This window comes from Paraburkholderia sp. CHISQ3 (genome assembly GCF_030464945.1).
GTDB classification, from domain to species: domain Bacteria; phylum Pseudomonadota; class Gammaproteobacteria; order Burkholderiales; family Burkholderiaceae; genus Paraburkholderia; species Paraburkholderia megapolitana.
This window is the reverse complement of sequence record NZ_JALPRG010000004.1, coordinates 76,041-89,304: the sequence shown is the minus strand read 5'-3', so window position 1 is coordinate 89,304 and position 13,264 is coordinate 76,041. Positions and strand designations below refer to the sequence as shown.

The 13,264-nt window shown below is 60.9% G+C and carries 15 protein-coding genes; all 15 read left to right on the top strand.

The window, feature by feature from the left end:
* Positions 1–293 precede the first annotated feature (293 nt).
* Complete coding sequence (locus M0D65_RS10290) at positions 294–1,874, top strand: MFS transporter (RefSeq protein WP_266252579.1); 1,581 nt, start codon at positions 294–296, stop codon at positions 1,872–1,874.
* Entirely contained in the window at positions 1,871–2,989 is a 1,119-nt protein-coding gene (locus M0D65_RS10285; protein WP_266252578.1) for an AfsA-related hotdog domain-containing protein, read from the top strand. Before M0D65_RS10290 ends, M0D65_RS10285 begins: the two co-directional genes overlap by 4 nt.
* Before the next feature lie 106 nt (positions 2,990–3,095).
* Complete coding sequence (locus tag M0D65_RS10280) at positions 3,096–3,398, top strand: hypothetical protein (RefSeq protein WP_266252577.1); 303 nt, start codon at positions 3,096–3,098, stop codon at positions 3,396–3,398.
* Complete coding sequence (locus tag M0D65_RS10275) at positions 3,391–4,092, top strand: SDR family NAD(P)-dependent oxidoreductase (protein ID WP_091013137.1); 702 nt, start codon at positions 3,391–3,393, stop codon at positions 4,090–4,092. Before M0D65_RS10280 ends, M0D65_RS10275 begins: the two co-directional genes overlap by 8 nt.
* Entirely contained in the window at positions 4,089–5,465 is a 1,377-nt protein-coding gene (locus M0D65_RS10270; protein ID WP_266252576.1) for a class I adenylate-forming enzyme family protein, read from the top strand. Before M0D65_RS10275 ends, M0D65_RS10270 begins: the two co-directional genes overlap by 4 nt.
* Positions 5,466–5,469: 4 nt before the next feature.
* On the top strand, positions 5,470–5,712 hold the full coding sequence (locus M0D65_RS10265) for a hypothetical protein (protein ID WP_091013131.1): 243 nt from the start codon (positions 5,470–5,472) through the stop codon (positions 5,710–5,712).
* Positions 5,709–6,755 carry a 3-oxoacyl-ACP synthase III family protein gene (locus M0D65_RS10260; protein ID WP_266252575.1) on the top strand — a complete coding sequence of 349 codons (1,047 nt, stop codon included), beginning with the start codon at positions 5,709–5,711 and terminating at the stop codon, positions 6,753–6,755. Before M0D65_RS10265 ends, M0D65_RS10260 begins: the two co-directional genes overlap by 4 nt.
* Complete coding sequence (locus tag M0D65_RS10255) at positions 6,752–7,642, top strand: alpha/beta fold hydrolase (RefSeq protein WP_266252574.1); 891 nt, start codon at positions 6,752–6,754, stop codon at positions 7,640–7,642. The genes M0D65_RS10260 and M0D65_RS10255 overlap by 4 nt, the downstream gene beginning before the upstream one ends.
* Before the next feature lie 61 nt (positions 7,643–7,703).
* The gene (locus M0D65_RS10250) at positions 7,704–7,994 is read left to right on the top strand and encodes a YciI family protein (protein WP_266252573.1); all 291 of its coding nucleotides are present in this window, start codon (positions 7,704–7,706) and stop codon (positions 7,992–7,994) included.
* A 127-nt stretch (positions 7,995–8,121) separates the two neighbouring features.
* Positions 8,122–9,663 (top strand): NAD(P)/FAD-dependent oxidoreductase, encoded by a 1,542-nt coding sequence (locus tag M0D65_RS10245; protein ID WP_266252572.1) that lies wholly within the window; start codon positions 8,122–8,124, stop codon positions 9,661–9,663.
* 72 nt (positions 9,664–9,735) lie between these two features.
* Complete coding sequence (locus M0D65_RS10240; protein WP_266252571.1) at positions 9,736–10,413, top strand: HAD hydrolase-like protein; 678 nt, start codon at positions 9,736–9,738, stop codon at positions 10,411–10,413.
* Between the two features lie 55 nt (positions 10,414–10,468).
* Entirely contained in the window at positions 10,469–11,149 is a 681-nt protein-coding gene (locus M0D65_RS10235; RefSeq protein WP_266252570.1) for an HAD family hydrolase, read from the top strand.
* A 42-nt stretch (positions 11,150–11,191) separates the two neighbouring features.
* Positions 11,192–12,436 (top strand): Rieske 2Fe-2S domain-containing protein, encoded by a 1,245-nt coding sequence (locus M0D65_RS10230; protein WP_266252569.1) that lies wholly within the window; start codon positions 11,192–11,194, stop codon positions 12,434–12,436.
* On the top strand, positions 12,433–12,912 hold the full coding sequence (locus tag M0D65_RS10225) for an aromatic-ring-hydroxylating dioxygenase subunit beta (RefSeq protein ID WP_091013107.1): 480 nt from the start codon (positions 12,433–12,435) through the stop codon (positions 12,910–12,912). Before M0D65_RS10230 ends, M0D65_RS10225 begins: the two co-directional genes overlap by 4 nt.
* Positions 12,909–13,253: a non-heme iron oxygenase ferredoxin subunit gene (locus M0D65_RS10220; RefSeq protein WP_266252568.1), complete on the top strand. Its 345-nt coding sequence runs from the start codon at positions 12,909–12,911 to the stop codon at positions 13,251–13,253. The genes M0D65_RS10225 and M0D65_RS10220 overlap by 4 nt, the downstream gene beginning before the upstream one ends.
* The last annotated feature ends 11 nt before the right edge of the window (positions 13,254–13,264 follow it).

The following is a 13,264-nucleotide window of genomic DNA, read 5'->3' as shown; positions in this document are numbered from 1 at the left end:
GAAGAACAATCAGATTTATTGTGCCAAACCGTTTTGAGAAAGATTGATTTTTAAGTGATCTTTTCTGAGGTGCCTAGAGTTTTTCTTCAAGCCGTCACAAAGTTTTATTGATTTGGTGTATCCGCCGGAAGCTTGTCTGGCGGGCGTATGCAAGATACATACTTTATATGCCGAATGAATAAAGCAGAATTTCCTGGCACCCCGCAATCTGTTTGTATATGTCTGTTTGCGTACGGACCATTAAGTTTGCATCGCTTGACGTTGCAGTAAAACCCACCAATCTGAATCGAGTTATGAATTCGACTACTTCTCCTATGGCGACGTCACCGTCCCGGCAGGTTCTGGTTCTTATTGCCGTCATTCTGGCGTGTTTCAGCGTGCCGCTGAATTTCACTGCCGGCCCAACTGCCCAGCCGTATATCGCGAAGGATCTGGTAGGTGGAGCGGCAGCGCTGTCGTGGATCACCAATGCGTTTTTCCTGAGTTGCGGCAGTACGTTGATGGCGGCCGGCGCGATGGCCGACCAGTATGGTCGCAAGAAGATATTCGCCATCGGCATGGTGGTGTCGACCGTCATGTCGTTCCTGATGCCGTTCGCGTCAAGCGTGTTCACGCTCGACCTGCTGCGGGTGCCGCAAGGGTTGGCGGCGGCATGTGCCTACTCAGGCGGCATTTCGATCCTGGCACAGGAATTCGAAGGTCACGCCCGCACCAGGATTTTTAGTGTGATCGGCATCACGTTCGGCGCGGGACTGGCGTTCGGTCCGACTATTGCCGGCATTCTGATCACTCTTTTCAGCTGGCGAGCGGTGTTCTTCGGCAGCACCATCATCAGCCTCGTTGCCCTTGTGCTGTGCGTGACGTCGATGACCGACAGCAAGGATCCGAACGCGCGCGGTCTCGACTGGTGGGGAGCATCGATCTTCACGCTGATGTTGTCGTGCTTCACGTTTGCGATGATCGAAGCACCGACGGCAGGCTGGACGGCACCTTTGACCATCGGCCTGTTCGCGTTGTCTGCTGTCGCGCTGGTGGTGTTCGTCGTTGTCGAGAAGCGCGTCGCCAACCCGATGCTCGATCTCTCGCTGTTCGCCTATCCGCAGTTCGTCGGGGTGCAGTTGTTGCCGCTTGCCGCCGCATATTGCTATGCGGTGCTACTGGTCGTGCTGCCGCTGCGCTTCATCGGCATTGAGAATCTGAGCGCACTCCAGTCGGGCGTGTTGATGATTTATTTCTCCGGCTCGCTGCTGTTCATTCCCTTCGTCGCCGCAAGCATGACCCGCTATGTGCCCGTCGGCGTTCTGGCTGGCGTCGGTATGCTGATTTCAGTGATCGGCATGTTCTTTCTGATGCATGTACCGATCGGCGATCACGGCATGGCGATGCGCATCAATCTTGCCGTGATCGGCTTCGGTGTCGCGATCCCCTGGGGGTTGATGGACAACCTCGCGGTTTCCGTGGTGCCGAAGGAAAAAGCGGGCATGGCGATCGGCATCTTCGGTGCATTACGTGTCTCGTTCGACACGACCGCAATCGCGATTGTCGGCTCGCTGCTCGCATTCTTCATCGCACGAAATCTGGGCGCGATACCTGGACTCGATCCGCAGGCGGTCGCGGTGGCCTCGGCGCAACTCTCGGCTGGCGCGGTTCCCAAGGCGCTCAGTCAGCTGCCTTCGGTGACGCACGCCCAGTGGCTGGACGCGTATGACCTGGCGTTTCGCCATCTTCTGATTGCATTGATGACGTTGACAAGTGCCGCCACGCTGCTCGTGTTCGGGTTGCTCGGGCGCGTCAGTCTCAATCACGACGAGAGTAACGCAGAGTCGTCGCTCGGCGTGACGCTAACAAAAGAACTGAGCGGGCAGGAATCATGATTCTCCATGACATACCTCCGCAATTGCTGCACAAGGGATCGGCAGACGACGTCCTGATTCACCGCTACCGGCCGGCTGCGCCACTCTATCTGGATGCTGCTGCTGCGCCACGTACAGACGACGTGCTCGCCAGCGTCTACGCAACTCACGACGAAGCACGCCGTCGGCTGGACGTACCGCTCGACGAGCGCGGTCACTTTGTCGCCGATGCGTCGCTGTCGAGCAGCGTGCCGTCCGACCCGGCCTGGAAGACACTGCGCGCCGTGCCGTATCAGGTACTCGAGCCGTGGTTTGCGCAGCGCCGCGATGGGTCGCACGACTCGCAGTCGCAGTCACAGTCGCAGGACGACGCGTTCGCATGGATCGCCCGCGCGTACGGCGAAGAGCGACGCTGGTCCAGTTCGTACGAAATGATCAATCGCGCCGATCACTACTATTTCTACCGCAAGGAACACGAACACGTACCGGGCGTCATGCTGATCGAAGCGCAGCGCCAGGCGGTCTACCACCACCTGTACAAGCACACCCGTCATCAGCGCGGCAAGGTAACGGTCAGCCTCAACGAGCTCAATTCGGCGTTTTACGCGTACGCGGAGTTGATGTATCCGATCGAACTGGTGGTCGACGATCTGACGCCGGGCAACGCGCCGTGTCCGAGGAATATTCACTACCGGGTTTCGTTCTATCAGCGCAGAAACCTGCTTGCCGTCATCGATACGAAGGCCAGCGTCATCGAGATGAGCAGCTTCGAGAAGATCCGCAACATCTTTCTCACATCGGACGACTGGTACACGCCGCTTGACCCACGTCTCGTGCAATCCACGCTTACCGCGAATGATGGAGGGCGCAGCGATGTTGAACTGATCGCCGTTTCCCGAGACGCCTGCGTGACAGGCCGTCTGAATATCGAGCACGGGAACGTGCGGTCCATCGTCGTATCGGACAGGGAAGGCGTTACGTTTTCGCAAGACGTCGCGTTCGAGCGCGAACTCGGCGACCAGACGCTGTGGCGCTTTGTGAATCTGACGCCGGGCAAGGTAATCGACATCGGCAAGGTGATCAAGCGCGGGTTCATCGTCGCTGCGGGGACGCCCGACGTCGCGTCGAACAGTTGATCTCTTTCGTATCGATCAGGTAGTTCGAGTTAACCGAGTTAATCGAAGTATCCGAGTTACACGTTACCCAACGCATCCGCCTACGAAACTTTCAAGGATAAATATCATGAGGCAAGAGATCCGGGACATCATCAATCGAGCCATCGACTCGCAGCAAACCCTGTTGCCAGCCGCGGTCGATCGCTCGGCAGGCGACGCGACACCGATCTTCGGCGAGGGCGCTCCGTTCGACTCCATGGGGCTGGTTTCGCTGATCGTCCAGATTGAAGAGATGGTCGAAAGCGAGACGGGTACGGCGATTACGCTCGTCAGCGAGAAGGCGATGTCGGCACATCGAAGCCCGTTTGCGACGATCTCCTCCCTCGGAGAATTCATCGAGTCGCTGCTGCTGGAGGACGCACGTGTCTGACACTCCCATCACGCTGATCACCGGCACGCGCAAGGGCATCGGCAAGTATCTCGTCGAACACTATGTGTCGCTTGGGCACCGGGTGATCGGATGCAGCCGCGAGAACGCGGACTGGACATTGCCGGGCTACGATCACATGTGCGCGGACGTGGCCGACGAATCGGCCGTGCGCAAGATCATGTCGTCGATTCGCGAGAAGCACGGCCGGCTCGACAATCTGATCAACAACGCCGGTATCGCAAGCATGAACCACGTCATGCTCACGCCGCTCGCGACCGTCAACCAGATTCTCAACACCAACGTCGTCGGCACGTTCCTCTTTTGCCGCGAAGCGGCGAAGTTGATGACGAAAGAGCGCAAGGGACGCATCGTCAATTTCACGACCGTCGCGACGCCGCTCAAGCTCGAGGGAGAGGCGATCTATGCCGCGTCGAAAGCGGCGATTGGATCGCTTACCGAAGTGATCGCGCGAGAACTTGCACCGTTTGGCATCACGGTGAATGCCGTGGGACCGACGCCGATCGAAACCGACCTGATCCGTTCGGTGCCAAAGAGCAAGATGGATCGTCTGCTGGCACGCCAGGCGATTCCGCGCTTCGGCACGTTCGCCGATGTTTCCAACGCGATCGATTTCTTCCTGCGTCCCGCTAGCGACTTCGTGACCGGGCAGAACATCTTCCTGGGTGGGGTATGAGCGCGCTCGACGCCCTCGACGCGCGGTTTGCCGACGCTGGCGATGCGGTTGCGCTGGTCATCGGTGGCGACCGGTTTACCTATGCGCAGCTGCGCGCCGAGGTGAGGCGGGTCGAGCAGTTGCTGGCCGCCCAGAGCTGCACGGCGGGAACGGTCGCGCTCGTGGCCGACTATTCCCTGCAGTCGGTTGCGTATCTGCTCGCGCTCTGGCGGTTGCGTAACGTGGTCGCGCTGTTGAGCGGACGTCAGGCGAATCAGGAGCGCGAGCTGATTCGTCTCGCCGAAGCGGGTTGGGAGATCCGCGTGGACGCAGGAAAAGACGTCGAACTCACGCGCACCGGCGTCGCGACCACGCATGCATTGCTGACGGGGTTGGGCAGCACGCAGGAACCGGGCTTCATCATTTTTTCCTCGGGCTCGACCGGAAGTCCGAAAGCGAGCGTCCATCGGGCAACGCCGTTTCTCGACCGGCACATCGCCCCCAAGCGGTGTCTGCGCTCGATTTCGTTCCTGCTGTTCGACCACATCGGCGGTCTGAACACGCTGCTTTATGTCCTGTTCAATCAGGGCACGCTGGTCGTGCCCGCATCCCGGCGTCCGGAAGTGGTTGCGCAGGCAATCGAAACGCAGCGCGTGCAGGCACTGACGACATCGCCGACGTTTCTCAATCTGCTGATCTTTAGCGGAGCACTCGAGCGTTTCGACCTGAGTTCGCTGCAGGTCGTGAACTACGGCACCGAACCGATGCCCGAGCGCGTGCTGGAACGGCTCACCGCTGCGCTGCCGGCAACGCGCTTCTCGCAGGCGTACGGATTGACCGAGACAGGTGTCGTACCGACCCGTTCGGAATCGTCGACGTCGAACTGGCTGAAGATCGGCGGCGAGGGGTGCGACGTGCGCGTCGTGGATGGTCTGCTCGAAATCCGCAGCGAAACGACGATGCTTGGCTACCTGAATGCGGAAAACCCGTTTACCGCCGATGGCTACTTCAAGACCGGCGATGCCGTCGTGCAGAAAGGGGATCACTTCAGGATCGTCGGTCGCCAGTCGGATCTCATCAACGTTGGTGGCGAGAAGGTGTATCCGGCCGAGATCGAACAGGTGCTCAAGGATGTCGACGGTGTGATCGACGTCATGGTGAGTCGCGCCGAGCATCCGCTCGTCGGTCACATGGTGGCGGCGGTCTTTCGTCTCGCCGAGTCCGAACCGCTCGAAATGTTTCGTCAACGGCTGTACGCGTTCTGTCTGGACAGACTCCCGGCAGCGCGGATTCCTCGCAAGATTCGTATCACGACCGAGCCGCTGCACGGCGAGCGCTTCAAGAAAATGCGCACACCGCTCAGCCACGATTCACTTGCCAACGAAGAGGCCTGATGTCATGGACATGGAAGAACTACGGGTGGAGCTTGCTGCGCTCCTGGAAGTGCCAGTCAGCGAACTGACCGATGATGCGACGCTGCAGCAGTTTGCCAACTGGGACTCGCTGGCGATGGTTTCGTTGATCGCGGTGCTGGCCGGCGGCGGCGTGAACGCGTTGAACGTACAGAAGCTCGAGAAACTAGAGACAGTGGGTGAGATTCGCGGCCTGCTTGTGCCAGTGTGCGAGAGCGCTGCGCGATGATCGTGTCGATCGATCGTGTCCGCGCGTCCGCGATCACGGCCGCGCTGCCGGCTGCGAGGCTCGAGATGGCGAGCCTTGCCGACGAGCATGGAGCGCTCGAGATCCGTCGCATCGTCGAGAGCACCGGGATTCGCGCGGTGCGCGTCGCGGGCGACCTGTCGACCGGCGATCTATGCGAGGCGGCCGCACGGCACCTGCTCGCCGCGACGGACGTGCGAAAAGAGTCCATCGATGCGGTGGTGGTCGTCACGCAGACTCCCGACGATTTCATGCCGGGTGCGGCGGTTGGCCTGCAGGCGCGGCTCGGTCTGTCGGAAGAGTGTCTTGCATTCGACATCGACTACGGCTGCTCGGGTTATGTCTATGGTTTGTTGCAGGCGTCGATGCTCGTGCGGGCCGGGTGCCGGTCGGTCTTGCTGTGCACGGGCGACGTGACGACGAAGCTGCTCAAGCCCGGCGATCGTCACGTGCAGATGGTGTTCGGCGACGCGGCGAGTGCGTCGCTGATCGAGGCGGGCGACGGGCGAATCGATTTTGCGTGTCGTACCGACGGAAGTGGCGCAGGCCACCTGAGGACGCCGCTCGACTACGCCAACAGCTCACACGGTTCGGCGCAGGTTGGACATCTGCATATGAGCGGCAACGAGGTCATGAATTTCGCGTTGACGCGCGTGCCGCCGCTGATCGACCAGTTGCTGGCGCACTGCGGTATCGACAAGACGGCACTCGATCTCGTGGCGCTCCATCAGGCCAACCAGTTCATGCTGCGCTACCTGCGCAAGATCATGAAACTCTCGGAAGCGCAGACACCGATCGGCTTGTCGGAAGTCGGCAATACCGGGCCTTCGTCGATTCCGCTGTTGCTTGCAGGCGGTCATGGTCTTGCCGGGCGTGCGCGCAAGGAATCGCTGTTGTGCGGATTCGGAATTGGCTTGTCGCTGGCGGCCGCGCGGCTCGATCTTTCTGCAACGCGCCTGATCGCACCGGTCAATGTCGCGGCGCCGCTCGTGCCCGATCGTCTTGCCGCGCAGGTGTCCGTATGACAGGACCGGTACTTTTCCATCGCGTCGCAGGCACTGGCAACGGCGAGGACGCGGTCATCCTGCTCCCGGGATTACAGGCGGATCACCGGATCTGGCGGGCCGTTCTTTCCATTCTCGCGACCGACTGGCGAACCGTGGCGGCCGACAATCGTGGCTTCGGTCAGACCCGCTTCTGCGGCGAGCCATTGTCGATCGAAGCGATGGCAAACGACGTGCTCAGATTGATGGACACACTGTCGGTGTCGCGTGTCTGTATCGCGGGACATTCGATGGGCGGCGCAATTGCCCAGTGGCTCGCCTACTACCACCCTGAGCGTGTACGCGCGCTGGCACTGTGCAACACGTTTCGCGCGATGCGCAGTGTCGAACTCGCGGCGATCGCGGATCGCCTGAAAGAGCCGTGCGACGCGCGCGACTGGGCGGAGATCCAGCGGCAGCTGACGAGCCGTCTGTTCGCGGGCGGGGCGCTGCTAGGCGCGGCAGGCGCCGCAATTGCCGAGCGGCGTGCCGCCGCCACGAATGCAATCCATGCGAGCGGCCTGCGCCGCCAGATCGAGGCGCTGCTGTCGTTTGATTCGCGAGACTGGGTCGGGCAACTGAGCCTACCCACATTGATCGTGGATTCGGCCGCCGATCGTCCGTTCTTTGCAGAGGAAGCCGGTTCGCTGAACCGCGCCATCCGTGCTTCACGGCGCGTCACGTTGCCGGGCGGTCATGCCAGTACCGTCGAGCAATGGCGAGCGCTCGGCCATCTGTTGAAGACATTTTTCGGCGAGTTCGGTCAGCCGGACCGAAGCCCTGTATCCACGTACGGCGGACAGGGCGCCCTGCGGCTTCAGGGCGTGTCGCAGAACAGGCAGGTTTCGAGGAACGTTGCACCGTTGTAGCAAGGGCTTCAGACGCACATGACCGTCTCGCCGTCTTTTCAATCACTTCACAGGAGTATTTATGTATTTGATCGTTTCCCAATACGTCGTTGAACCGACCGAGGTCGATCCGCATCGCAAGTCGCACGCGGAATGGGTGACGAAGTACATCAGCGACGGCACCTTCATCGCGGCCGGCCCGCGCGAATCGAAGACGGGCGGCGTGATCATCGCGAAGGGCATCGAGCAGGCGGCGCTTAACGCGATCGTTGCCGAGGATTCGTTCGTCGAACACAAACTCGTGAAGATCGAGATCATCAGCTTCGATCCGGTGTTCGCCTCCGAGCAGTTCGCGGCGCTCAAGGAACTGTGACGCGCCCAGAACTGTAAACGGGTTTCCGGGCTCGCTGCGAGCCCGGAGCGAGGACCGATCCTGGCCGCGCCGGGTTGCACCTGCTGTGCCCGGACGCGCCGCACTCTATCCACGAACCACACTGATCATGACGCACTCACGGACGCACTATGACGTCGTCGTCGCGGGCGCCGGCCCCATCGGGCTGCTGCTCGCCGCCAACCTGAAGCGGCTCGGCCTGCATGTTGCGGTACTCGAGAAGCGCGCGACGCGTTCGACGCAATCGAAGGCGTCGTCGATGAACGCCTATTCTCTTGCGATCCTCCACGCACTCGGTGTCGTGCCGCGTTTTCTGGCAGCCGGCAAGCCGATCGAGGAACTGGTGGTGTACTGGGACGAACGCAGGCTGGCCCGTGTGGACTACCGCAATCTGCCGTCGCGCTACCGTTACATCCTCGGTCTGTCCCAGCCCGAAACGGAGGCGCTTCTCGAGGAATACTTCGTCGAACTCGGCGGCGATCTGCGCCGTAGCACCGAGCTACTTGGTTTTACGGAAACCGACGATGCGGTGTCGCTGGAGATCTCGCCCGGACAGTCGTTGTCGTGCCGTTATCTGGTCGGCTGCGACGGCGGGAAGAGTACCGTCAGATCCCAGCTCGGTTTCGACTTCGACGGGCTCGATCACGGCGTCGGCTTCATCATGTTCGACAGCCAGATCGACTGGGACGGCGATCTCGATCAGGTTCACTACTTCGTGAAAGAAGGCAGTTTCCTGATCGTCATCCCGCAGGCGACCGGTACGCATCGAATCATCATCAAAACGCGCGACGGTGAAGTCGTCGACGAAGACGAGCCCGCAAAGGCCGCTGCGTATCAGACCCTGGTCGACAAATACGGGCCGCCCGGCATACGTGTCGAAGCCGTGCTCTGGGAATCGAAGACGCAGTACTACAACCGCCTTGCGGAGCATTACGCGCGCGGCCGGGTATTTCTCGCGGGCGACGCCTGCCATCTGTTCAGCTCGATCGGCGGTCTCGGCATGAACACCGGCTTTCAGGACGCGTTCAGTCTTGCGTGGCGTCTCGCCGGTGTGATCAAGGGGCGTTTCAACACGCGCGTGCTCGAGTCGTATACGGAAGAGCGCCGCGGCATCACGCAGCAATTGATAGCCAGCACCGATATCAACACGCGGCTCATCACGAGGCTCGACAAAGACGAGCGCGGACCGCTGCGCGACTGGTTGCCGACCATGCGTAACCGGCAGCGCCTCGCGCACGACTTCCCCTACAACTTCTCGGGGCTCGGCCAGCGCTACGTGAGCGGGCTGATTCGCGCCGGAGCAGGGCTGGTCGGAAAACTGGTGCCCTACACGGAGTTTTTCGTCGGAGGCACGCGGATCAGCAGTTACGACCTGATCGACAGCGAGCACTTCATCTTGCTGAGCGCCGCCGATGCAGCGGGCGCGCTCGCAACGCGCCTGTCGTCCAGTCCGCTGGTGAAGGTTGTCGCGATCGATCGCACGGCGGTGAACCTCGGCGCGCTCGACGTGCTCGGGCTCAGCGGGCAGCACGCGCTACTCGTACGTCCCGACGGCATCGTGTGCGTGCAGGACGTCGTGACAAACGAGACGGTATTTGCGTCGTTTGTCGACGAGGTCTCGCTCGAAGCGGAAGCCTTGCGGTGCGACTGATTGGCGCTCGTCGAGCGCCCCTGGCCGCGACGTCATACGCACCGCTTCATCCATTTTCTATCGAGGATCAAAATGAAACCTCTTCTGGTGTTCGATCTTGACGGCACCCTGGTCGACACGGCCCGGGATCTCGTGGGCACGCTGAACGCACTGTTGCGCGAGCACGATCTACCTACGGTCGACATGGCCGACGCGCAAAACCTGATCGGCCGCGGCGCCACGGCGTTGATCGAGCGTGGCTTCGGGGCGCATCTGCAAGACTATTCGAGCGAGCAGAGACAGGCGCTGCTGCCGCGCTTCGTTGCTTACTACGAAGCGCACCTGCTCGACAACACGGTCGCGTACGCAGGCGTCGCGACGATACTCGAGCAACTACGCGTGGACGGCTACGAAATGGCCGTCTGCACGAGCAAGGGCACGGGCCCTGCAAAGACCATTCTGGAAGGACTCGGCATCGCGCATTTCTTCCTGGCGGTATGCGGCGGGGACTACTTTCCCGGTGTGAAGAAGCCCGAGAAGGGACATGTGCTCGGCACGATCGAGGCGGCAGGTCGTACGTTCGCACAGGGCGCGATCTATATCGGTGATTCCGGTGTCGACGTAAAGACGGCGAGCAACGCGGGTCTCCCGCTTATCTACGCAACGTATGGCTACAACGACGTCGCTGCGGAATCGATCGACTGCGCCGGCGTGATCGCAGCGTTCTCCGAACTGCCGGACGCAATCGCAACGCTCGAAGCCCGCATCTGATGGTCGCGTCGATCCGCTCCCTGACCCTGACGATAACGATAACGACAAAACTCCTATGAATCGCTTCAAGAAAATCAAACTGATCGCGGTGGACACGAACGGTGTGCTGCTAAAGGACACCTTCGGTGTCACGATCAAAAGATTCATCGAAGGTCACGGCGGCGTCTATACGGCCGAACTGGAACGACTGGTGCTTGGGGCACCGCATATTGCAGGAGGACACATCATGTCGCTCGCCTGCAGGTTGCCGTGGACGGCGCAGGAGACCATCGATGCGTTTCTGGCCGAGCACAAGGTCTACACGCGCGACGATCCCGTGGTGGTCAATCCTGGCGTGGACGATGCGCTGGCGTTGCTGCATGGCACGGGTGCCCGCATCACGACCTATGGCGGTCGCCCCGAAGACTCCATGTTCAGCGAATTCCTGCATCCGTTTCGTCAGTACTTCGACCGGGACATCCCGTACGTCAACATCGATCAGATCCGCCCGGGCATGAAAGAGATCGTCGAGCGTTTCGGTTTCCGGTCCGACGAGGTGCTGTTCATCGACGATCTCGGCAAGGTCGGAGAGGTGTGCAAGACCCTGGGCTGCGGATTCATCGGTGCGCCCGTCACCGCTTTTCAGCGGCAATTGATGCAGGAGGCCGGCGTCACGCATCTCGTCGACTCGATCGCGGAGATCAGCGTGGAACTGCTCGATCGCATCGACGACGCGTTGTATCACGCTCACGCCTGAACGAATGGCCAACGGGCACATCAATTTAAGAGGTGGGTTCGCATGTCCCAGCAGGTTTCGAATTTATTGCCCGATGGAATCGACCACACGCCGTATGCCGTCTATACGGACATGGAACTGTATCGACGGGAACTGGAAAGGTTTTTCTACACGGGCCACTGGTGCTACCTCGGACTCGAAGCGGAGATTCCCCAGCCGGGCGATTTCCGGTTGACGGAAGTGGGCGAGCGTCAGGTCATCATGACGCGACTCGAGGACGGTTCGATCAGCGCGGTCGAAAACGTCTGCGCGCATAAGGGCATGCGGTTTTGTCGCAAGCGGGCGGGCAATGCGACCGAGTTCAGATGTCCGTACCACCAGTGGAGCTACAACCTGAATGGCGATCTCGAAGGTGTGCCGTTCCGGCGCGGTGTGAAGCAGGGCGACCGTGTGAATGGCGGGATGCCCGCGGATTTCCGCCTCGCAGACCATGGTCTCGTCAAGCTGAAGGTCGCGACGCGCGGTGGCGTCGTATTCGGCAGCTTCGATCACGACGTCGAATCGCTCGAGGACTTTCTCGGCCCGGCCATCCTGAAGTATTTCGACCGGCTGTTCCATGGGCCGAAGCTGACGCTGCTCGGCTACACCCGTCAACGCATCCCAGGCAACTGGAAGCTGATCCAGGAGAACATCAAGGACCCGTATCACGGCGGCTTGCTGCATACGTGGTTTGTCAACTTCGGTTTGTGGCGGGTGGATAACAAAGGCGAGATGGTCATGGATGCGCATCACCGGCATGCCGCGATGGTTTCGACCCGTAGCGAAGGAGGAAGCGGCGCGGCAACGGAGGGCATCACGAGCTTCAAGAACACGATGGAGCTTAACGACCGCCGGTTGCTCGACGTGCAGCCGGAAGCATGGTGGGGAAATTCGACCGTGGTCATGCTGACGCTGATGCCGAGCGTGATCATCCAGCAGAACGTCAATACGCTCGCTACCCGGCGGATTCGCCCGGTTTCGCCCGGCGTGTTCGATTATGTGTGGACCCATTTCGGCTTCGAGACCGACGACGCAGCGATGACTGAGCGACGCCTGCGCCAGGCGAACCTGGTCGGCCCGGCCGGCTACGTGTCGGCGGATGACGGCGAGGTGGTCGAGTGTCTGCAGCAGACGTTTGCGGCGAGCCCGTGCGGTTCGACCGTCAGCATGCTCGACGGCAAGGGTACCGAAGAATATACCGGTCACATGGTGACCGAGACGCTCGTGCGTGGCATGTACGACTACTGGCGTCGTGTGATGGAGGCATGAAGACCGTGGATTTCAAGGACTATTACGCACTGGTCGAACTGTATGCCGGCTATAGCGCCGCGCTCGACTCCGGCGACTGGGACCGCTGGCCGGAGTTCTTCACGGACGACTGTCTGTACCGGATCGTGCCGCGCGAGAATCACGAGCAGAATCTGCCGCTCGCGCTGCTCGCGCTCGAAACCAAGGCGATGCTCAAGGATCGGGCCTACGGCATCAAGGAGACATTCTTCTACGACCCGTACTACCAGCGGCACATCGTGGACAACCCGCTGATTCGCGCAACCGACGGCGACGTCTGGGAGGTGGAAGCGAATTACGCGGTGCTGCGGACGAAAACCGCCCAGCTCAGCGAGGTCTATAACACCGGGCGCTATTTCGACCGGATCAGGAAAACGCCGGATGGTTTGCGCTTCGCCACGCGCGTCTGCGTTTTCGACAGCGAGCTGATTCCCAACTCCATGATTTTTCCGCTATGAGCACGTTAACCGATGCATCCTGGACGCTTGTCGCGCAGCGCAATGACCTTCCTGCGGACAGCGTGACGGCGGTGACGGTGGACGGTAGCGAGATCGCGCTGTATCGCCTCGCGGACGAAGTGTTCGCCACCGCCAACGCGTGCACGCACGGCAACGCGCGCCTGTGCGACGGTTTTGTCGAGGCGGGCGAGATCGAATGTCCGTTGCACCAGGGCCGCTTCGATATCCGCACGGGCAAGGCGATGTGCCGCCCGCTCAGGGAGGATCTGCGGATCTATCCGGTGAAGCTCGATGGCGAGCATGTTTATGTCGGTCTGAACCATTCAGTCAACCCACAGTGAGTAAGCGGCGC